The sequence below is a fragment of the Streptomyces sp. NPDC005722 genome, from assembly GCF_040630935.1.
Classification (GTDB): domain Bacteria; phylum Actinomycetota; class Actinomycetes; order Streptomycetales; family Streptomycetaceae; genus Actinacidiphila.
In genome coordinates, this window is sequence record NZ_JBEXYN010000064.1 from 1 (window position 1) to 20676 (window position 20676).

Below are 20676 nucleotides of genomic sequence, written 5' to 3' on the forward strand. Positions count from 1 at the left end.
CCCGTCGCCTCCCGCGCCGTCCGCGCCACCACCCTCGTCCCCGTGGCCAGCGCACCGAACTCCACCGTCAGCGCCTCCACCGCACCCGCGGCCGCCACCGGCTCCACCGGCGCCGCATTCGGCTTCACCGTGATCACCGGCGTACCCGTCGTCACCCGCGACCTCGTGGTGAACGACGCCGCGAACACCGCCTGCGTCACCACCGGACCCTCCGACCCGGCCACCACATCCACCGCGTCCGTGATCAGACCCGACCCCAGCCGCAACGCCAGCCGCGCCGCGACCTCCTTGCCCTCACCCGACGACGACACCAACACCGCCACCGGACCCACCACCCTCGCCGCAGCCTCCAGCGCATCCACCTTCGGCACCACCAGATACTGCCCGAACTCCGCCGCCTCACTGACCAGCACCCGCGTCGCACCGTGCTCGCCCAGCACACCCGCGGTCGACCCCGCACCCGCGCCCAACGCCACCGCCACCGGCTCACCCAGCCGACGCGCGATCGTCAGCAACTCCAGCGTCGGCTTGCGGACCGCACCATCCACATGATCGACAAAAACCAGGACTTCACCCATGGGACTACCTACTCCTGTGACTTCGAGGGAAAGTGGCTGCTCAGATGAACTTCTGGCCCGCGAGGAACTCCGCGAGCTGCTTGCCGCCCTCGCCCTCGTCCTTCACGATCACACCAGCCGACCGCGCCGGACGCGCCACCGCCTCATCCACCACGGTCCACGCACCCGCCAGACCGACCCGGTCCTCCTCGATGCCCAGGTCGGACAGGTCCAGGGACTCCACCGGCTTCTTCTTCGCCGCCATGATCCCCTTGAACGACGGATACCGCGCCTCACCCGACTGATCCGTCACCGACACCACCGCCGGCAACGACGCCTCAAGCTGCTCCGACGCGGAGTCACCATCACGGCGCCCCGTCACCACACCACCGGCGACCTTCACCTCCGACAACAACGTCACCTGCGGCACACCCAACCGCTCCGCCAGCAACGCCGGCACCACACCCGCCGTGCCATCCGTCGACGCCATCCCCGTCACCACCAGATCGAACCCCGCGTGCTCGACCGCCTTCGCCAGCACCAGCGACGTCGCCATCACATCACTGCCGTGCAACCCCTCGTCCTCGACATGCACCGCCCGGTCCGCACCCATCGACAACGCCTTGCGCAACGCGTCCTTCGCATCCGCCGGACCCACCGTCACCACCGTCACCACAGCGTCATCCGACGCCTCAGCGATCTGCAACGCCTGCTCCACCGCATACTCATCCAACTCGGACAGCAGCCCGTCCACCGCATCCCGATCCGTCGTCAGATCCCCCGCGAAATGACGATCCCCCGTGGCATCGGGCACGTACTTCACCGCGACAACGATCCTCAAGCTCATTTGATGTCCCTCCACACTCTCGGTTTGCGGATTACGGCAGGTTGCGGGCCATGACGATGCGCTGGACCTGGTTGGTGCCCTCGTAGATCTGGGTGATCTTCGCGTCGCGCATCATGCGCTCCACCGGGTAGTCGCGCGTGTACCCGTATCCGCCCAGCAGTTGCACCGCGTCCGTGGTGATCTCCATCGCCGCGTCCGAGGCGTAGCACTTGGCCGCCGCGCCGAAGAAGGTCAGGTCCGCGTCCGAGCGCTCCGACTTCGCCGCCGCCGCGTAGGTCAGCTGCCGTGCCGCCTCCAGCTTCATCGCCATGTCCGCCAGCATGAACTGGATGCCCTGGAACTCGGCGATCGCCTTGCCGAACTGCTTGCGCTCCTTCACGTACCCCTTGGCGTAGTCCAGCGCGCCCTGCGCGATGCCGAGCGCCTGCGCCGCGATCGTCACACGCGTGTGGTCCAGGGTGCGCATGGCCGTGGCGAAGCCCGTGCCCTCGGCGCCGATCATCCGGTCCGCGGGGATGCGCACGTTGTCGAAGTACACCTCGCGGGTGGGCGAGCCCTTGATGCCGAGCTTCTTCTCCGGGGCGCCGAAGGAGACGCCCTCGTCGCCCTTCTCCACCACGAAGGCCGATATGCCCTTGGAGCGCTTGTCCGGGTCGGTCACGGCCATGACGGTGTAGAACTCGCTCACGCCCGCGTTGGTGATCCACCGCTTGACGCCGTTGAGCACCCAGGAGTCCCCGTCACGCACGGCGCGCGTCTTCATCCCCGCCGCGTCCGAGCCGGCGTCCGGCTCCGAGAGGCAGTACGAGAACATCCCCTCGCCCCGGGCCAGCGCCCCGAGGTACTTCGCCTTCAGCTCCTCGGAGCCCGACAGCTGCACCGGCAGCGACCCCAGCTTGTTCACCGCGGGGATCAGCGAGGACGAGGCGCACACCCGCGCCACCTCCTCGATCACGATCACCGTCGACAGCGCGTCCGCGCCGGCGCCGCCGAACGCCTCCGGCACGTGCACCGCGTGCAGGTCGTTGGCCTCCAGCGCGTCCCGCGCCTCCTGCGGGAAGCGGCCCTGCTCGTCGACCTCCGCAGCGAACGGGGCGATCTTCGCCTCGGCCAGGGAGCGCACGGCGTCCCGGAGCATGTCGTGCTCCTCCGACGTCCGGAAGAGGTCGAAATTGTCACTCACGTCCGTTACTCCAGTCCGCGTCAGACTTCCATGGCATCGAGTACCCTCAATTATGCACACTCAGTGCCATTGATCGACGGTCCCCCGGTGTTAGGTTCGCCTCCATGACCACCAAGCCCCCGATGCGGGACGCCCTCGTCGCCGCGGCCTTCCGGCTCTTCCTGGAACGCGGCTACGAGGCGACGACGATCGACGACATCGTCACCCTCGCCGGCGTCGGGCGACGTTCCTTCTTCCGCTACTTCCCGTCCAAGGAGGACGTGGTCTTCCCGGACCACGAGCGCGCCCTCGCCGACATGACCCGCTTCCTGGAGGCGAGCGCCGACGCCGACGACCCCGTGACGCGGGTCTGCGACGCCGCGCGCCTGGTGCTCACCATGTACGCCGAGAACCCCACCTTCTCCGTGCAGCGCTACCGCCTCACCAAGCAGGTGCCGGGACTGCGGGCGTACGAACTCTCGGTCGTCTGGCGCTACGAGCGCGCGATCGCCGACTACCTCGGGGCCCGCTACGCGGACCGCCCCGACGGCAAGCTCCGGGCCGACGTGATCGCCGCTGCCGTGGTCGCCGCCCACAACAACGGCCTGCGCACCTGGCTGCGTTCCGGGGCGGAGGGGGACGCCGGCGCGGCCGTGGACCACGCGCTGGAGTTCGTGCGCGCCGCCTGGAACGGGGAGGGCCCCGTGCGCCAGGGCGCCCCCGAGGCGGAGGACGACGTGGTGATCGTGATCACCAAGCGGCGGACGCCCATGTGGCGCGTGGTCCGGGAGATCGAGGCCGGCCTGGCGGAGGAGGGCTCCCCCGCGTAGGCCGGGCACGCGACGTCCCGGCGGGGCACTCAGTGCCTTCCCAAAGTGCACTCAGTGCCATATGGTGTGTGCCATGGATGACCGGACTCTCGACGCGCACGACGCCTCGGTCGACGGCGGGCTGTTGGTCCAGCGCTGCCGTTGGTGCGGCAACACCGCCTTCCAGCGCCTCCTGTGCCCCACCTGCGCCTCCACGGAACTCGACGAGATCCGCAGCGACGGCACCGGGGTCATCGTCAGCTCGATGCGGGACACCTCCCTCGTCGACCTCTCCGACGGCTTCTCGGTACGGGGCCGGGTCGTCGGCGCCTCGCCGACGCAGGTGCGCGACGGCGCCCGCGTCCGGCTGGCCCGCACGCCCGGCGACGAGGCGGGCGGACTCCTCTTCGAGCTCTGCGAACCACCCGCGTCCCGGTACGCCTGGTGACCGCCTGCCGCCGCCCCGGGCACCGCTCGCCGCACGTCAGTTGTGCTCCGGGTGCTGGTACTGGCGGGACTGCAGCAGGTACATCTCGCGGAAGTCGCCGGTACCCGCTCCCGGTCGCATGAGGTCGGCGAAGGCGCCGTGCTCGACGACCCGCCCGCGGTCCAGGACGTAGATCACGTCGGCGTGGCGGACGCTGTGCAGACGGTGCGTGATCAGCACGACGGTCTGCCCGTCGGCGGCGAGTTCCCGGATCAGGTCGAACACCCGCTGCTCCGCCTGGGCGTCGAGGGCACTGGTCGGCTCGTCGACGATGAGGATCCGGGCGTCGCGGTACTGGGCCCTGCTGAGCTGGAGGCGCTGCCACTGGCCGCCGGATATCTCGTGGCCGCCCTTGTAGCCGCGGCCCAGCAGGGTGTCCCAGCCGCGGGGCAGGCCCGCGACGACCTCGTCGGCGCCGGAATAGCGGGCGGCGGCCTCAATACGTTCGTCCGTCAGGGAGGCGCCGGGGCGGCCGATCCCGACGTTGACCCGCGCCGTGAACGGCCAGCGGTAGGCGTCCTGCGAGACCAGGGCGATCCGGTCGGTGATCTGCCCCCGGTCGGCCTCGGCCGCGTCGACGTCGTCCCACCGGATCCGTCCCGAGTCCGGTGCGTACAGCCCGCACAGCAGCTTGGCCAGGGTGGTCTTGCCGCTGCCGTTGCGTCCGACGAGGGCGACGACCCGGCCGACGGGGATGGTGACGTCGACCTCGCACAGGGCCGGCGGCTTCACCAGCGGCGTGCCCGGCGCGGCCGCGGCGGTGACCGGGTAGCTGAAGGTGACCTTCTCGAAGTGGATGGCCTCGACGCGCTCCGGCAGGTCGCGGCCTCCGGACGGGATCACCCGGCGGTCCGCCTCCGCGCACAGCCGCTCCAGGTCGGCGACGAACAGCGCCTCCTCGTGCAGGTAGCCGAGTTGGACCACGAGCCGGTCGAGGGCGGAGGACCCGCTGCGGATGGCGATGACGGCCGTGCCCGCCACGGACAGGGCCATCGTCCCGCTCCACAGCAGCGCGCCCAGCGCGCCGTACGTCGCCGCGGTGGCCAGCCCGGTCCACGCCGACGCGACGAGCCCGGTGCGCGCCGCGAGCCGCGCCAGCCGGGTCTGTTCCCGCTCCCCGTTCTCTGCCATCGCCCTGAAGTGCCCGAGCAGGAACGGCCCGAGGTCGTGGACGCGGACCTCGGGCGCCGCCTGCGTCTCGATCAGCAGCCGTCCCAGCAACTGCCCGGCGCGGGCGTGCTGCACCCAGTTGTGGAAGGAGATGTACCGGCGGCGCGCGATGGTGAGTGCGCTCCAGGCGCTGGGCAGGGTCATCAGGGCCAGCAGCGGGAGCAGCCCCGGATGCAGCACGGTGAGCACACCGGCCGCCGCCGCCAGCGAGATCAGCGCGTTGACCACGGACGAGCAGAAATTGATCATCCGCCGGGCGGAGGCGGCACCCCAGGACGCCGAGTCCAGCAGCTTGTGGAACTCGTCGTCCTCCACGGCCGCAAGCTCCACGCGGGCGACCCGCTCCAGGTACATCTCGGTGGCCGCCCGTTCCACGGTCGGCTCCAGCTTGCCGGTGCCGGCCGTGGAGGCGGAGCGCAGCAGCGCCCCGATCAGCGCGGTGACGGCCACGAGCGCCAGTGCCGGGGCGGCGCCCGTCAGCCGCTCCGCGGTCCCGCCGGGCACCAGCAGCCGGGCGAGCACCCAGTTGACGGCGACCAGGCCGACCGCCTGGGCGACACCGCGGCCCGCCTCGGCCAGCGCCACGACGCGCAGGGCCCGCGGGTCGGACCGGTGGGCCAGGCGCACGGTGGTGGCGACGAGCTGCGGCAGCCGCCGGATCATCGCGCGCAGGCCGAGTTCCAGGAAGGAGCCGTCGTGCTTGTTCCAGCCCATGTCGTACCGCAAGGGCCCGCCGAACAGCAGTCGTTCGGACTCGGACACCTCCTCGGGCGCGAGGGCGTCGGGGTTCCCCGGGGCTTCCTGCCGCTTCCGCGTGGTCATGAGCGTCCCCCTCGGCGGCGGCCGCGGCGCGGTGCCGAGGCGGCCTCCCCACAGGGTGCTCCTCACGGTGGCGCCGTGTGGCCCGCTCCCGTCAGTGCGCCCCGTCCCCGCTCCCGGCGGCCCCGTTCCCGCCCCCGTCGGCGCCGTCCTCCGCCCAGGCGCGGTAGGCCTCGACCGCCGTGGGCAGGGTGGGGAAGATGCGCTCGCGGCCCACCGACTCCGTCAGGCCGTACGCGTCCAGGTCGTCCAGCAGGTCCTGCTTGACGCGGGCGAGCGCGAGGACGATGCCGCGGCCGGCGAGTTCGCGGCGCAGTTCCTCCAGGGCGTCGAGGGCGGTGATGTCGACCTCGACGTTGGCCTCGGTGTTGAGGACGAACCACCGCACCGGGTCGTGCTGCCGGTCGACGGAGGCGAGGGCCCGGCGCCGGAAGTCCTCGGCGTTGGCGAAGAACAGCGGCGAGTCGTAGCGGTAGACGAGCAGGCCGGGGATCGTCCGGGCCTGGGGGAAGTCGTCGACGTCGTGCATGCCGGCGAGGCCGGGCACCAGCCCCTCGACGGCGTCGTGCGGGCGGGCCACCCGGATCAGCATCTCGGCCACCGACAGCGCGACGGCGACCATGACGCCGTACAGGATGTCCAGCGCGAGCACGCCCAGCAGGCACGCGAGGGCCAGGAGCAGTTCGCGGCGCCGGAACGACGCCAGGCGGCGGAAGCCGGCGACGTCGACCAGCCGGCAGGCGGCGAAGACGACGATGGCGCCGAGGACGGTGGAGGGCATCCCGGACAGCAGGGGGTTGAGGAAGAGCAGGACGCAGACCACCGCCCCCAGCGCCACCAGCGAGTACAGCTGCGTCCGGCTGCCCGCGGAGGCGCCGAGCGCGGTGCGGCTGGCGCTGCTGCTGACGGGGAAGCCGTGCAGGACGCCCGACCCGAGGTTCGCCGCGCCGAGGGCGAGCAGTTCCTGGTTGCTGTCCAGGCGGGCGGCGTCCCGGCCGGCGAAGGCTCGTGCGGTGAGCACGAAGTCGGTGTAGCCGACGAGCAGCACGCCCACCGCGGGCAGCAGCAGGTGGGCCAGGTCGCCGGGGGCCGGCAGGGCCGGCCGGGGCAGCCCGGAGGGGACCTCGCCGATGACCGCGATGCCGTGCCCCTCCAGCCCGAAGACCCCGACGACGACCGTTCCGGCCACCACGGCGAACAGCGGCCCGGGGGCGCGGGGGGCGTACCGCTGGACGAGGAGGAGGAAGAGCAGCGCGCAGGCGGCGAAGGCCACCGTCCCGGCGTGCGCCTGGGGCAGGTGCGTGACGAAGGAGACCAGCTGGGGGAAGAACTCCTCACCCTCGACGGGCACCCCGGTCAGCTTGGGCAGCTGGTCGACGACCATGATGCAGGCCACTCCGGCGAGGTAGCCGACGAGCACGGGCCGGGACAGCAGGTCGGCGACGAAGCCCGCCCGCACCGCCCACGCCACCACGGCCAGCAGGCCGACCACGACGGCGAGCGCCGCCGCGAGCACGGCGTAGCGGCCGGGGTCGCCCGCGGCCAGCGGCGCGATCGCGGTGGCGGTCATCAGCGCGGTGGTGGACTCGGGGCCGACCGACAGCTGCCGGGACGAGCCCAGCAGGGCGTACAGCGCGAGCGGCGCGAGCACGGCCCACAACCCCGTCACCGGCGGCAGCCCGGCCAGTTCGGCGTAGGCCATGACCTGCGGCACGAGGTAGGCCGCCACCGTGACGCCGGCGAGCAGGTCGCCGCGCAGCCACTCCCTGCGGTAGCCGAGGAGGGTGGTGAGGCCCGGCAGCAGTGCGTGCCGGCCGCGCCCGACGGCGGGCCTCCTGGGCGGCGGGGCGGGCTTGGAGACGGCGGACGGCATGGGCCCATCCTCCCCGACGACCCCGCGTTGGGGCCGGACGGCCCCTCCTCGCGCCGCCGGGTGGCGGAGCACCCTGGAGGGGAGGGCGTACCGGACGAGAGGGAGGACGGCGATGACCACCACCACGACGGGCCTGCTCGACGCGCTGCCACCGGAGACCCGCGGACGGCTGCTGGAACTCGCGCGCGACGTGTCCTTCCCGGCCCGGGCCCGGATCTTCGAGGAGGGTCACCGGGCGGACCGCTTCTGGATCATCCGCACCGGCTCGATCGCGCTCGACCTGCACGTGCCCGGGCGGCAGCCCGCCGTCGTCGAGACCCTGGGACCGGGGGACCTGCTGGGCTGCTCGTGGCTCTTCCCGCCGTACTCCTGGCACCTGGGCGCGCGGACGCAGAGCCCGGTGCGGGCCGACGAGTTCGACGCGACGGTGGTGCGGGCGCTGTGCGAGGCCGACGCGGTGTTCGGGCGCGCGGTGGCCCGGCGGGTCGCGCAGATCGTGGCGCACCGGCTGCAGGGGGCCCGCACCCGGCTGCTCGACCTGTACGGTCCGCAGGGCAGCGGCAGCACGGTCCACTGACGGACGCGGTGCCCGGCCACGGACCGGGCGGGTACCGGTGGCGGCGGCGTGCGCGGGCGTGTCTGCTGGACGTCGGCGGGGCGCGGCCGCGCGATCGGGAAATCGGGAAATCGGGAACGGATGCCCTGGGGGCCGGGATGAGCGAGGCACGGGAGTCCGGCGAGCGGGCGCCGATCAGGGTGTTCCTGGTCGACGACCACGAGGTGGTGCGGCGCGGGCTGCACGACCTGCTCGACGCCGAACCGGACATCGAGGTCGCCGGGGAGGCCGGCACGGTCGACCACGCCCTCGCCCGGGCCCCGGCACTCCGTCCTGACGTGGCGATCCTCGACGTGCGCCTCCCGGACGGCGACGGCATCTGCGTCTGCCGCGAGCTGCGCTCGCGCATGCCGGGGCTGGCGTGCCTGATGCTGACCTCCTTCGACGACGACGACGCGCTGCTGGACGCGATCATGGCCGGGGCTGCCGGCTACGTGCTGAAGCAGATCAAGGGCTCCGACCTGGTCTCCGCGGTCCGCACGGTGGCCTCCGGCCAGTCGATGCTGGACCCGGCGACCACCGCCCGCCTGATGAACAGCCTGCGCGAACAGGAGCAGCCGCCGGAGCCGCAGGACGAGGCGCTGGCCGGGCTGACCCCGCGCGAGCGGGAGATCCTGGAACTGATCGGCGAGGGGCTGACGAACCGGCAGATCGGGGAACGGCTGTTCCTGTCGGAGAAGACGGTCAAGAACCACATCTCCCGCATGCTGGGCAAGCTCGGCGTCGAACGCCGCATCCAGGCCGCCGTCCTCGCCACGGAACACCGCACGTCGGGCGCCACCCCCAGACCCGGCCCCTGAGCCCCCGCGGAGACCCCCGCCCGAGGGCTCCGCCCCAACGGCAGAGCCGTACGCTAGCGACCCCATGGCCGCCGGATGCGACGCCCACGGCATCGCGGACCCGCACCGCCGGACGCCCGCTCGTCCGGCTGTGACCCGCGACGCCAAACTGGGCGCTCGCCACGCAGGGATCCGGCCGAGAAACCGGGACCACAGCCGTCACCGCGTGCCCCGCCGCCAATGCACGGCACCTGGGGCAGCGCGGGCCTGCCCCGGCGGACGCGACACCGGAGTCCCGCGGGGAACCACCCCGCAGCGACGACGCCCCGGCGCCGCGTGCCCCGCTCGCCACGTCCCCGTGCCTGGGGACGGTGCGTGGCCCGGCGCCGGGGACAGTACGGGCCCGCCCCGGCGGGGATGCCGGGGGGCCGCGGACGCGGGATGCCCCGGCGGCCCACGGGGTAGGGCCGGTCGGCCCTCCCCCGTGGGGCGGCGGGGCGTGCAGGGTGGGAGGACGCGGCCGGAGGGAGCGCGCCATGAATCCCACCACACTCAACGGGGCGACCCTGGAGAAGCTGATCTCCGCGGCCGTGGCCGCGCCTTCGTTCCGCGGCAGCCGGCCCTGGCGGTACCGCCTCGATCCGGACACCGGCACGTTCCAGGTGCGTGCCGTCCCCGAGCCGGGGGTGCCGGAGTCGGAGGCGGCGGCGCGCGCCCTGCACGTGTCCGTGGGCGCCGCGGTGTTCAACCTGCGGGTCGCGCTGGCCCACTTCGGGTGGGAACCGGCCGTGCACCTGCTGCCCGTACCCGCCGACCCCGATCTGCTCGCCGCCGTGCGCCCGGTCGGGCCGCGCCACGTGGGCGACGGTGCGTACCAGGACCTGTACGACGCGATCTGGCGCCGCCACAGCTGCCGTACGCCCTACTTCGCGCACTGCCCGACCGGGGCGGTGGTGCTGGAACTGATCGACGCCGCGCACGCGGAGGGCGCGTCGCTGACCCTGCCGCGCACCGAGGAGGCGCTGCGGCTGCTGCGGCTGACCGCGGAGGCGGAGCAGCGGGGCGTGACGGGCGCGGGCCGCCCGGTCGGTCAGGGCGGCAGGGTCCACGAGGACTCCGGGGCCGGCGCGGCAGCCGCCCTCGACCCGGGGCGGCGGCCCCTGGTGGCCGCGCTGTGCACGCCCCACGACTCGTGCGCGGACTGGCTGCGGGCCGGGCAGGCGATGGAGCGCGTGGTGCTCCTGGCGACGGCGAACACCGTGCACGCGACGCTGCTGCACGAGGCGATGGAGTGGCCGGACCTGCGGGCGGCGATGCGCACCACCGACTGCGGGCCGGGCCTGCTGCAGATGCTCATCCGGTTCGGTGCCGCGGCGTCCGGGGACCGGGCGCCGCGGGTGCCGGTGCGCGAGGGCGCGGAGCGGGCCTGATCAGAGCGGCCGGCCGCCGTCCGACGGGACCCGCCACACCAGACGGGTGCCGCCCTGGCCGGGGGTCTCCAGGGTCATCGTGCCGCCGAGGCGGTACGCCCGTTGCGCGAGGTTGGCGAGTCCGCTGCGGTGACCGTCCTCGGGGACGCCGACGCCGTCGTCGCTGACGGTGAGGGTCAGCGTGCCGGAGCCGACGACCAGGGAGACGTCCGCGCTGCGGGCCCTGGCGTGGCGGGCCACGTTCGACAGGGCCTCGCCGAGCACGGCCACCACGTGTTCCGCGACCGCGGTGGGCACGTCGGTGTCGATCAGTCCCTCCATGCGCAGCGACGGGGTGAAGCCCAGTCCGGGCACCGCCTCCTCCACCGCCTTCGCCGTCCGCACCCGCAGTCCCTGGCGGGTGGGCCCGGTGTCGTGGCTGCGCAGCCCGAAGATCGTCGAGCGGATGATCTTGATGGTCTCGTCCAGGTCGTCCACGGCCCGCAGCAGCCGTTCGCTCGCCTGCGGGTGGTCGACGAAGCGCACCGCGCTCTGCAGCGTCATCCCGGTGGCGAACAGCCGCTGGATCGCCAGGTCGTGCAGGTCACGGGCGATCCGGTCGTGGTCCTCCAGGAGCACCAGCTGCTCGGCCGACCGCCGCCGTTCGGCCAGCTCCATCGCCAGGGCCGCGGAGCCGGCGAAGCCCAGCAGCGGCGCGGTCTCCACGTCCGTGAAGGGTGCCTCCCCCTCGGCACGGGCCAGCAGCAGCGCCCCGCGCACCCCCTGCGGGGTCGCCATCGGCACGGCCACCGCGGGGCCCAGGCCCTCGAACCGCGGCGGGCCCGCCACCACGCGCGGGTCGCGCTGGATGTCGGCGCTGGTCAGCGGCTCGTTCGCGGCCATGGCCGCGCCGGTGAACGATCCCTCGCACGGCAGCGTCAGCCCCCGGTGGGCGTCGGCGTCGATGCCCGTGGCGATGGCCATCGTGATGCCGCCGCTTCCGGCCGGCAGGGCGAGCACCCCCAGGTCCGCGCCGAGGATGCGCCGCGCGTGCTCCACGATGAGCTCCAGCACCGCGTTCTCGTCGATGCCCGACAGCAGGCCCCGGGTGATCTCCGCGTTCGCCTCCAGCCACCGCTGGCGCGACCGGGCCTCCTCGTACAGCCGGGCGTTGTCGATGGCGACCCCGGCCGCCACGGCCAGGGTGGACAGCACCGTCTCGTCCTCGCCGTCGAACTCCTTGCCGCCCCGCTTCTCCGTCAGGTAGAGGTTGCCGAACACCTCGTCGCGGACCCGGATCGGCACCCCCAGGAAGGAGTGCATCGGCGGGTGGTTCGACGGGAAGCCGTGGGAGGCCGGGTGCCGGGCGATCTCCTCCAGCCGCAGCGGGGCCGGGTGACGGATCAGCTCGCCGAGGATGCCGTGCCCCGAGGGCAGCGGGCCGATCGCCTCGATCTGCTCGTCGCTGACGCCCACCGTCAGGAACTGTGCCAGCCGCGCGTCGTCGCCGATCACGCCCAGCGCCCCGTACTCGGCGTCCACCAGCAGGACCGCGGCCTCCGCGATGCGCCGCAGCACCTGCGGCAGGTCCAGCTCGCGGCCGACCGTCAGCACGGCCTCCAGCAGGCTGTGCACACGGTCCCGCGTCCCCCGCACCGCGTCGATGCGCGACTGCAGCTCGTCCAGCAGGGCGTCGAGCTGCAGTCGTGGCAGGCCTTCGGCGTCCTTGCCGCCGCCAGTCCCCACCGGCACCTCCGTCCGCTGTGGCGGCCCTCGTGGGGCCCCCTCTCAAAGTAGCGCCACCCCGCAAGGAGGACGCGCGGAACGGCACTGCTACTCGGGGCCTCGCTCCGCGGGCGGCACCGCCGCCCAGTGCTCGATCTTCTCGTCGGGCGCCAGCCGGGACAGCGCCTCGCCGAGCCTGCGGCAGACCTGCTCGATCTCGCGGCGGGTGTGCTCGCGTTCGGTGACGGTCGCCGACAGCAGCAGGGCGGTCAGCGCGGCGGACCCGTTGAAGGCCTGGAGGGTCACCATCTTCGCGAAGAGGTCGTGCCCTACGAACGGGCCGGACCCGGCCGCGGCGGCGTCGATCGCGATGAGCGAGGTGATCAGGGCGCAGGGCGCGGCCCCGGCCAGCTGGAAGCGGAAGGCGGCCCAGATCAGCAGCGGGAAGACGAGGAAGAGCAGCCCGGGCGTGCTGTGGGTGGCCCCGAAGGTGACGAGCGCGGTGCCCGCGAGGAGCGCCGCCGCCTCCGCCCAGCGGTACGCCCGGACCCCGCGCGGGGGCCTGAGGGTGCGCAGGACGAGCAGCAGCGGCGCGATCACCAGCACCCCCATCGCGTCGCCGGTCCACCAGACCGACCAGGTGGGCCAGAAGCCGCCGGGCGGAACGGCCCCGGAAGCCGCCAGCACACCGCTGCCGACGGTCGCGCTGATCAGCATCCCGCCGAGCGCGCCGAGGAAGACCAGGGCGAGGGCGTCCTGCAGCCGGTCGAGTTCGACGCGGAATCCGACCCTGCGCAGCAGCAGGCAGGCGCACACCGGGGCGAGGGTGTTGCCCGCCGCGATGCCCAGCACGGGCAGCAGCGACGGCCCGATCGCGATGTTGACCACGAACGCGCCGACGGCGATGCCCGGCCACAACCGGATGCCGCCGAGCAGCAGGCCGACCAGGGCGATCCCGGTCGGCGGCCACATCGGGGTGACCTGACCGCGCACCAACTGCTGCTCCAGTCCGATACGGGCCCCGCCGTAGTAGGCGGCGGCCATGACCACGATCCACAGGGCCGTCGCCCGGTGGCGCCGCAGGCCCTCGCCGCCGGCGGTCATCGCGGTGCCGTCCCGCGGGGGCCGCCGTGCCCGAGGACGAGCACCGCGGCGTCGTCGCTGTGGCCGGTGAAGTCGGCGACGGAGATCAGCCGGGCGGCCAGCTCGTCGGGGTCGGCGGTGCAGCCGGCGGCGGCCAGTTCCGCCACGCGGGCCAGCCCGTCGTCGATGGGATGGCCGGGGCCCTCCACGACCCCGTCGGTGACCAGCACGAAGGCACCGGTGCCGGCCAGGACACGGCGGGTCGACGGGTACTTCTCGCCGTCGAGGATGCCCAGCGGCAGGCCGCCCTCGTCGAGCACGACCTCGCAGCGTCCGTCGTCGGTGGCCCACACCGCCGGTACGTGCCCGGCGCGGGCGTCGACCAGTTCACGCGTCGCCGGGTCGAAGCGCAGGAAGGTGCACGTCACGAAGAGCCCGGACCCCATGGAGATCAGCAGGTCGTTGGTGCGGGCCAGCACCTCCGCGGGTTCCGTGGTGGCGACGGCGATGGCACGCAGGCAGGTGCGCACCTGGCCCATGTAGGCGGCGGCCTCGACGTCGTGGCCCTGCACGTCGCCGATGGCGCAGCCGACGCTGCCGTCCGGCATGGGGAACACGTCGTACCAGTCGCCGCCGATGTCGAGACCGTCGCGCGCCGGGGCGTAGCGCCCCGCCACGCGCAGCCCGGGGACGGCCGGGAGGGCGGCGCCGAGGGTGTGCCGCTGGAGGGCGGCTGCCAGCTCCACCCGAGCCTGCTGCATCTTGATCCGCTCCAGGATGCGTCCGGTGAGCTGCCCGAGTGTGTTGAGCAGTTCCTCGGCGCTACTGGTGGGAGCGGTGTGACGTCGGGACATGGCACCAACGCTCCGTGGCCTTGGGCACTCGCGCCACCTCTCACCCTACGCCCGCGGGCCCTGCCGCACCCGGTTCAGAGCCAGCCGCGGCGGGCCGCCTGCCAGGCGAGCTGCATGCGGGTCGCAGCGCCGGCGAGCGTCATCATGTGCTGGATGTGGCGCTGGACGGTGCGCCGGCTCAGGCCCATCTGGCTGGCGATGGCCTTGTCGGCGACACCCGCGACGAGCAGCGACAGCAGCCGGCGGTCGGTCTCGCTCAGCGGGTCGGAGTCGTCGGCGCCGTCGGCACCGCTCACCGCGCCGGACGCGCTGACGTGCAGCGGCACCGCGTCCTCCCAGTAGCGCTCGAACAGCGCGGTCAGCGCCTCCAGGAGGCTGCTGTCGCGCAGCAGCGCCGCGGTCGGTTCGTTGGGGCTGCCCTGCGGGCCGCCCGGGACCAGGGGGCAGATGGCTATGGTGCGGTCGGCGACCGCGAGGCGCAGCGGCAGGTGGGGCACGGAGCGGGCCATCTCCCCGGCCTGGACGCCCTCGACGACGTTGTCGATGGCCCCGTCGTCGTCGAAGAACGCCCGCTCGTACAGGACGCGGTAGCGCACGCCGCGGGCGAGGGCCTCGTACTCGGCGCGGTTGCTCCCCGAGGGCATGGCGACGTACTGCGCCTTGCAGAACCAGAGCATCTCGTGGCGCGCGTTCTCCTGCATCTGCCGCAGGTGCTGGCGCAGCGCCTCGGCGCCGGTGATGACCTCGATGAGCTGGCCGGCGTCCTGGCGGCGCACGGTGCTGCGGTAGCTGTCCAGCAGGTCGGTGACCGCGGTGCGGGCCTTGTCGAGGGAGTCGGCCTGGCGCTGCAGCCGCGGCAGCAGGGCCACGTCCGGCGGGGTGGCGGCGTACTGCCGGGGGAGGCCGTCGGTGGGGCTGGCCAGCCCCTTGGTGGCGAGGGAGGCGAGGACGCCCTCCGTCTGCCCGGGTGGCAGGCCCGTCTGTGCGGCGACCTCGTCCGCCGACGCGGTGACGGTGGCGACCAGAAGCCGGTAGACGGTCTCCTCGACCGCGGTGAGGCCAGCCACCTCGAGCATGCCGCGTTCCTCCGGGTCCGGGACGGGTCCGCACGACGTACGCACAGGTGGCGTACAAGCCGCACATATCGTTAACGGCCGGACTATACCCGGGGAATGTTTCGCGCCAATGGTGCGGCGGGTGCCGGGGCCCACACTCCCCTGCACCCGCCGCTGTGTCAACGGTGACGCCCCACCGTCACCGTCCTCCGGAGTCCCGTGCGCCGCTGTGCAGATACGCACGGTCCACCGTCTGCCGGACGCTGTTGCCGGCCGCGTCGGTCGCGGTCACGCGCAGCGTCACATAGGCGTCGCCGCGCACCCGCGACGGACGCTCCACGGTGGCGGTGAAGCCGCCACCCTTGCGGGCCGTGGCGGCCCGGGTCCAGGTCCGCCCGTCGTCGTAGGACGTCTCCACCCGCACGGTCACCCCGCGCGGCGCGGCCGTGCCGTCCTGCATGCGCACGTCCAGGCCCAGGGTGTGACGGCGGGCGGGGCCCACCGCGTTGCGGGCGTCGACCGGCACGGCGTAGTCGACCTGCAGCAGGGGCAGCGCCGTCGGCTGCGCCGCGGTGCCCGAGCGGAAGGTCCACGAGGTGCGGGTGCCGGTGGCGAACCGCCAGTCGTCCGAGGTGCGGGCGGTGGTCAGGTCCAGCCGGTACGCGGCGTCGCCCGCGGGCACCTCGAAGTTGCCCCAGGCGCCCGTGTCGGACGCGGCGATCTGCTTCCCGTCGCGGTAGAGCGCCGCGGTGGCGGTGTCGTCCACCGGCAGTCCGTCGCCGGCGCGGGCCGCTCCGGTTCCGATGCCGCCACCGAAGCCGTTCCGCTCGTAGAACGAGTAGTGGCCGGTGCCGGAGTCGTTGAACTCCGGGACGAAGACGGACAGGGTGTCGCCCGTGCGCACCGACGGCCAGGCCGCACCGCGCGGGATCGACGGCCGGACCACGGCCCCGAACCAGCGCTCCGTGGCCTTCTGACCGGGCCGGTAGGTCCGCGGCAGGTCCTGCATGCCTGCCCCGAGCGGGGTGTCCGTGCCGAAGACGACGTTGTGGTGCACGGTGTGGCGCCACAGGGTGTCCCCGCCGCTCACGTACTCCACGCGCTCCTGGCCCGTCGGCACCTCGCGGCTGTACTGGTTCCAGGCGGTGTCCTGGTACGGACGCCACCCGAAGCGCTGCTCACTCGCCCACTGCGAGGCGCCGGTACGGGTGTAGGTGCTGCGGACCACCGCGCTCTCGCGCTCGGAGACGGTGTGCACCAGGTTCTTCGGGACGAAGCCCTTGGACACCTGCATCACGTCGTACAGGTACGGGCTGCGCACCGTGCCGGAGAACTCCACCGTGGTGGTGCGCTTCTTGATGCTCTTGAGGAGCGCGGTGCCCTCCGCCGTGCCCGCACGCATGGTGGGCACGGCCATCCGGTCACCGGTCGGGCTCCACCGCGTCCAGGGGTAGAAGCCCTCCTCCACGACCAGCATCAGCGCCTTGGCCCCGGCCGCCCCGGCCGCCTTGGCGAGCTCCCGGTCGTCGGTGAAGTTCCAGCGGACGACCGCCAGTTTGCCGCGCACGCCGGCCTTCTTCAGGTCGGCCGCGGTGCCGGTGCCGGCGTCGACGGCGGTCAGCTCGGCGCCCTTGTCGTCGAAGGCCGGGGACGCGGGCACGTAGTACGGGGTGAAGGCCGGCGACGTGCCGGAGACCTTCGCCCGCAGTTGCGGGGCCACCAGCTGCCAGCGCGAGGCGAACTCGAAGTCGCCGTCGGTGACGCGCGCGGTGGGGCTGACGTAGATCCGCTTGGCGATGTCGAAGAACATCACGCCCTGGATCAGGCCGTTGCCGTCGATCTTCCGGTACGTCTGGTAGCTGATGATGCCGCGCTGCTCGGCGGGCCGGGGGGTGCGGATCTTCACCTCGGTGACCTTGGAGGCGTCGAGCGTCACCGTGGTGTCCTTGGTGACCTTCACCTCCGGGTTGACCACCTCGCGGAGCTCCTGGCCGTCGGCGGCCCTGTCCAGCGTGCCGAAGCTGAGCTGGTAGGTGCCCTCCTCGACCTCGGCGACGGCGGGCTCGACGCCGCTGTACTGCACGAACCCGTCGGCGCCCCAGATCGTGGGCGCGGCGCCCTCGATGACCTTGCCGTCGGCGTCGCGGGCGACCACGGTCAGCTTGTGCTTGGGAGCGTGCACGTTGAGGCTGACGGTGGTGTGGGCGACGACGGTGCCGTCGGCCGCCGCGGCGGTGACGTAGCCGTAGTACTTCCCGCGCGCGGCGTGGGCCGCGTCGGTGCTCAGCGGGACGTCGGCGGTGGCACCGGGCGCGACGCTCACGGTGCCGGAGCCGAGGGTGACGACCCCGTCGGGCAGCGCGCGCCCGGTTCCGGTGGAGAGCTTGACGGCCAGCTTCAGATCGACCTTCTTGTCACCGGTGTTGGTGTAGCGCACGGTGGCCGCCTGCTGCCGTCCCCCCGTTCCGCCGTTCTGGACCGGGGGCAGCACGACCGTGCCGGTCGCGGTGATCGTGCCGGTGGCGGTGGCCAGGTCGATCCGGCCGCCGCCCTGCTCGGTCACCTTGGTGCCGGGTACCGTGCGCGAGGTGCTGATCAGCGCGTCCTTGATCTGCTGCGCGCCCCAGCCCGGGTGCTGCTGGGCCAGCAGCGCCGCGGCGCCCGCGACGTGCGGGGTCGCCATCGACGTGCCCGAGGCGGCGACGTAGTTCGCGTCGACCGGGTCGCCCATGGTGGTGCCCGCGGCACGGGCGGCCACGATGCCCACACCCGGGGCGGTCACGTCGGGCTTGACTGCGCCGTCGCCGTAGCGCGGGCCGCGGCTGGAGAAGGAGGCGAGGGAGTCGTCCCGGTCGACGGCGCCGACGGTCAGCGCCGCGTCGGCCGCGCCCGGCGATCCCACGGTGGACGGCCCCGGGCCGGCGTTGCCCGCGGCGATGACGAACAGCGTGTCCGTCGACGCGGTCAGGGTGTTGACGGCCTGGCTCATCGGGTCGGTGCCATCGGTCTGGATGTCCGCGCCGAGGCTCATGTTGACGACCTTGGCGTGCTCGCCCGCCGCCCACTCCATACCGTCGATGACCTGGGACTCCGACCCGGAGCCGTCGTCACCGAGCACCTTGCCGACCAGCAGGTCCGCCTTCGGCGCCACACCGCGCCGGGTCCCCGCCGACGCCGCGCCGCTGCCGCCGACGATGGAGGCGACGTGCGTACCGTGCCCGAAGTGGTCGTCGGTGTTCACGCTGTCGGAGAAGTTCCTGGCCTCCGCGATGCGCCCCGCGAGATCGGGGTGGTTCGCGTCGACACCGGTGTCCAGCACCGCGACCTTCACACCCTGGCCCTCGTAGCCGGCCTTCCAGGCGGTGGGCGCGTTGATCTGCGCGGTGCTGCGGTCCAGCACCGCCTTGACCTTGCCGTCCAGCGAGACCCGCGGGGTCACCGCGACCCGGGCGGCGTCCGAGGTCCCGCCGGGGTTCAGCGTCTTCCAGAAGGCGCCGAGTTCGTCGCCGTCGACGCGGAAGGAGCGGGCCCCGATGCTCTCCAGGGTGCGCGAGGAGGTCTGGTCCGCGCGGAGCGCCACCAGCCGGTCGGCGGTCGCCTCGGCGGTCCTCGCCGCCTGCGCGGCGACGCGCGCGCCGTCCCGCACCGGCTCGGGCCGCGAGGAGACGATCAGCGGCAGCGTGGCGGAGTGCGCCTCGTCGAGCCCGGCGGCGACCAGCGCCGTCACGTCGAACAGCCGGCGGTCCAGGGTGCCCGCGGACACCAGTGCCTCGGCGTCGAACGGCAGGACGGTCAGTGACCCGCCGTCGGTCTCCATCGTGCGGAAGGGTATGTGTTCGCGGCCGGGTCCCGGCTGGACCGAGGCGGTGTGCCGCCCACCGGGCACCGACGTCACCGTCACCCGGTCGCCGGTCACCAGCCGGACGGTGGCCGAGGACGTCCCGGCACGGTCGGCGGATCGCGCCGGCCCGTCCGGGGCGGTACCCGCGGAGGCGGCCGTGGTGCCCCCGAGCGTCACCACCAGCACTGTCGATATCGCCGCCGCGAGGCGGAACCTTGCCATCACCCAAACACCTTTCGTACAGCTCCGGGTCACGCGCTGTCCGACAGAATCTGCCGATGCCGGGGAGGTGTCACCGGGTATCAGCTGTCACAGCTGTGACATGTCCCAACGGCGACACGGCGGTTCGGGCAACCTGCGACGACCCCCGCCAGGTCGCGGCGAACCCGCCCGGGACGGTACGAAACGCCCCACGGAGCACAGCCCTCGGCCCCGGAGGAACCCGTGCCCTACGGCACGCGAAGGCCGCCGTCCGGTGCCGGCCTCCCCTGCCGGGTCCCGGCGTTCACGGGGTCGGGCCGGCCGGAGCCGGCAGCGGGGGTCCACCGCCGGTCAGCGACATCGCCAGTCCGGCGGTCAGCCATCGGTGGGCCACCGTCATGTTCAGCACGCGCCCGCCGGTGACCGTGCCGACCAGGCCCCAGTAGCGTTCCAGGCGGGGGTCGAAGCCGGACGACCTCGACACCAGGGCGTGCAGGTACGCGCGGAAGGCGGGGGTGTCCGACTCCCGCCGGGCCCGCGCGTGGGCGGAGACGAAGGCGTTCACCGCGTCCCCGCTGCCGGGCGGCAGCCCCTGGGCCACGGCGGCGGCCGTCAGGCCGGCGACCTCTTCGATCTCCCCGTAGAAGGCCGGGGCGTCCCTCATCTCCTCGTCGTGGTCCTGGGTCCAGCGGGTGAAACTGGGCGTGGAGATGAGCAGATGGAGCTCGGCGTAGGCCAGGACCGTCGTGGGTCCGGGGTCCTGCGGCGGGTCGGGGGCCAGCATGGCGATCATGATGTCGAGCCGGCGCTTGGGCAGGGACCCGGAGAGCTCGCGGTACCAGTGGTCGGTGAGCGTGCGGCGTGCCTGCGGGAGCTGCTGCACGCGGGCGAGGATCCCCAGCCGCCGGAGCCGTTCCTCGCCGGGGCAGTCGTCCAGCGACTCGAGCGTGGCCTGACGCCACCGCAGTTCGGCCAACCGCTCCTGCACCGCTTCGAGTTCGGTCGCCACCAGTTCGTCCAGGGACCGCTCACCGGTGACCACCTGCGTGATGGTCGCGATCGGGGTGTCCAGCGCCCGTAGGCGTCTGATGAGGCGTATCCGCTCCCACGCCTCGGGGCCGTAGCGCCGGTGGCCCCCGCCGCTGCGGGCGGCGACGGGCAGCAGCCCGCTGTCGGAGTAGTAACGGAGGGTCTTGACCGGCACCCCCGTTCCCGCGGCGAGTTCACCGATGCTCCATGTGTCCTGCGTCACGGTGCCTTGAACCTCCAGCGCGGGGGAGGTCCTAGCGTACTGATCACCGGCCGCCCCGGTCCGCCCTTCCCCGCCGCTCAGGCCCCGTTCCGGCCCGGCCGGCGACGTACGACCCCGGGCACCCGAGCGGCCGCGTC

16 protein-coding genes are annotated in these 20676 nt (G+C 73.4%); 5 read left to right on the plus strand and 11 right to left on the minus strand.

Features of this window, described 5'->3' with window-relative positions; genetic code table 11:
* From ABZ479_RS38370 to ABZ479_RS38380, 3 genes are all read right to left on the minus strand, one after another.
* Positions 1-578: electron transfer flavoprotein subunit alpha/FixB family protein (locus tag ABZ479_RS38370; RefSeq protein WP_500465898.1), on the minus strand; the 578-nt coding region annotated here is incomplete at its 3' end.
* Between the two features lie 40 nt (positions 579-618).
* The gene (locus ABZ479_RS38375) at positions 619-1404 is read right to left on the minus strand and encodes an electron transfer flavoprotein subunit beta/FixA family protein (protein ID WP_500465899.1); all 786 of its coding nucleotides are present in this window, start codon (positions 1402-1404) and stop codon (positions 619-621) included.
* A 31-nt stretch (positions 1405-1435) separates the two neighbouring features.
* Complete coding sequence (locus tag ABZ479_RS38380; protein ID WP_500465900.1) at positions 1436-2587, minus strand: acyl-CoA dehydrogenase family protein; 1152 nt, start codon at positions 2585-2587, stop codon at positions 1436-1438.
* Positions 2588-2691: 104 nt separating this feature from the next.
* On the opposite strand from ABZ479_RS38380, the gene ABZ479_RS38385 reads away from it, so the two are divergent.
* Together ABZ479_RS38385 and ABZ479_RS38390 are read left to right on the plus strand one after the other, a co-directional pair.
* Positions 2692-3396: a TetR family transcriptional regulator gene (locus ABZ479_RS38385; RefSeq protein WP_499601329.1), complete on the plus strand. Its 705-nt coding sequence runs from the start codon at positions 2692-2694 to the stop codon at positions 3394-3396.
* Between the two features lie 73 nt (positions 3397-3469).
* Entirely contained in the window at positions 3470-3823 is a 354-nt protein-coding gene (locus ABZ479_RS38390; RefSeq protein WP_499601330.1) for a Zn-ribbon domain-containing OB-fold protein, read from the plus strand.
* Positions 3824-3859: 36 nt separating this feature from the next.
* Here ABZ479_RS38390 and ABZ479_RS38395 read toward each other — a convergent pair whose 3' ends face one another.
* Together ABZ479_RS38395 and sulP are read right to left on the minus strand one after the other, a co-directional pair.
* Entirely contained in the window at positions 3860-5854 is a 1995-nt protein-coding gene (locus ABZ479_RS38395; RefSeq protein WP_500465902.1) for an ABC transporter ATP-binding protein, read from the minus strand.
* A gap of 91 nt (positions 5855-5945) precedes the next feature.
* A complete protein-coding gene (sulP, locus tag ABZ479_RS38400) occupies positions 5946-7724 on the minus strand; it encodes a sulfate permease (RefSeq protein ID WP_500465903.1) in 1779 nt (592 codons plus the stop codon).
* Positions 7725-7836: 112 nt separating this feature from the next.
* On the opposite strand from sulP, the gene ABZ479_RS38405 reads away from it, so the two are divergent.
* From ABZ479_RS38405 to ABZ479_RS38415, 3 genes are all read left to right on the plus strand, one after another.
* Complete coding sequence (locus tag ABZ479_RS38405) at positions 7837-8301, plus strand: Crp/Fnr family transcriptional regulator (protein ID WP_500465904.1); 465 nt, start codon at positions 7837-7839, stop codon at positions 8299-8301.
* A gap of 137 nt (positions 8302-8438) precedes the next feature.
* The gene (locus ABZ479_RS38410) at positions 8439-9140 is read left to right on the plus strand and encodes a response regulator (protein WP_500465905.1); all 702 of its coding nucleotides are present in this window, start codon (positions 8439-8441) and stop codon (positions 9138-9140) included.
* Between the two features lie 515 nt (positions 9141-9655).
* The gene (locus ABZ479_RS38415; protein ID WP_500465906.1) at positions 9656-10549 is read left to right on the plus strand and encodes a hypothetical protein; all 894 of its coding nucleotides are present in this window, start codon (positions 9656-9658) and stop codon (positions 10547-10549) included.
* Here ABZ479_RS38415 and ABZ479_RS38420 read toward each other — a convergent pair whose 3' ends face one another.
* From ABZ479_RS38420 to ABZ479_RS38445, 6 genes are all read right to left on the minus strand, one after another.
* Complete coding sequence (locus ABZ479_RS38420; RefSeq protein ID WP_500465907.1) at positions 10550-12274, minus strand: GAF domain-containing sensor histidine kinase; 1725 nt, start codon at positions 12272-12274, stop codon at positions 10550-10552. It abuts the gene before it with no gap.
* An 87-nt stretch (positions 12275-12361) separates the two neighbouring features.
* Positions 12362-13357 carry an MASE1 domain-containing protein gene (locus ABZ479_RS38425; RefSeq protein ID WP_500465908.1) on the minus strand — a complete coding sequence of 332 codons (996 nt, stop codon included), beginning with the start codon at positions 13355-13357 and terminating at the stop codon, positions 12362-12364.
* Complete coding sequence (locus ABZ479_RS38430) at positions 13354-14190, minus strand: PP2C family protein-serine/threonine phosphatase (protein ID WP_500465909.1); 837 nt, start codon at positions 14188-14190, stop codon at positions 13354-13356. Before ABZ479_RS38430 ends, ABZ479_RS38425 begins: the two co-directional genes overlap by 4 nt.
* 74 nt (positions 14191-14264) lie before the next feature.
* A complete protein-coding gene (locus tag ABZ479_RS38435; protein WP_500465910.1) occupies positions 14265-15266 on the minus strand; it encodes a helix-turn-helix domain-containing protein in 1002 nt (333 codons plus the stop codon).
* Between the two features lie 178 nt (positions 15267-15444).
* Positions 15445-19308 (minus strand): S8 family peptidase, encoded by a 3864-nt coding sequence (locus tag ABZ479_RS38440; protein WP_500465911.1) that lies wholly within the window; start codon positions 19306-19308, stop codon positions 15445-15447.
* Between the two features lie 283 nt (positions 19309-19591).
* A complete protein-coding gene (locus tag ABZ479_RS38445; RefSeq protein WP_500465913.1) occupies positions 19592-20539 on the minus strand; it encodes a MerR family transcriptional regulator in 948 nt (315 codons plus the stop codon).
* Between the last annotated feature and the right edge of the window lie 137 nt (positions 20540-20676).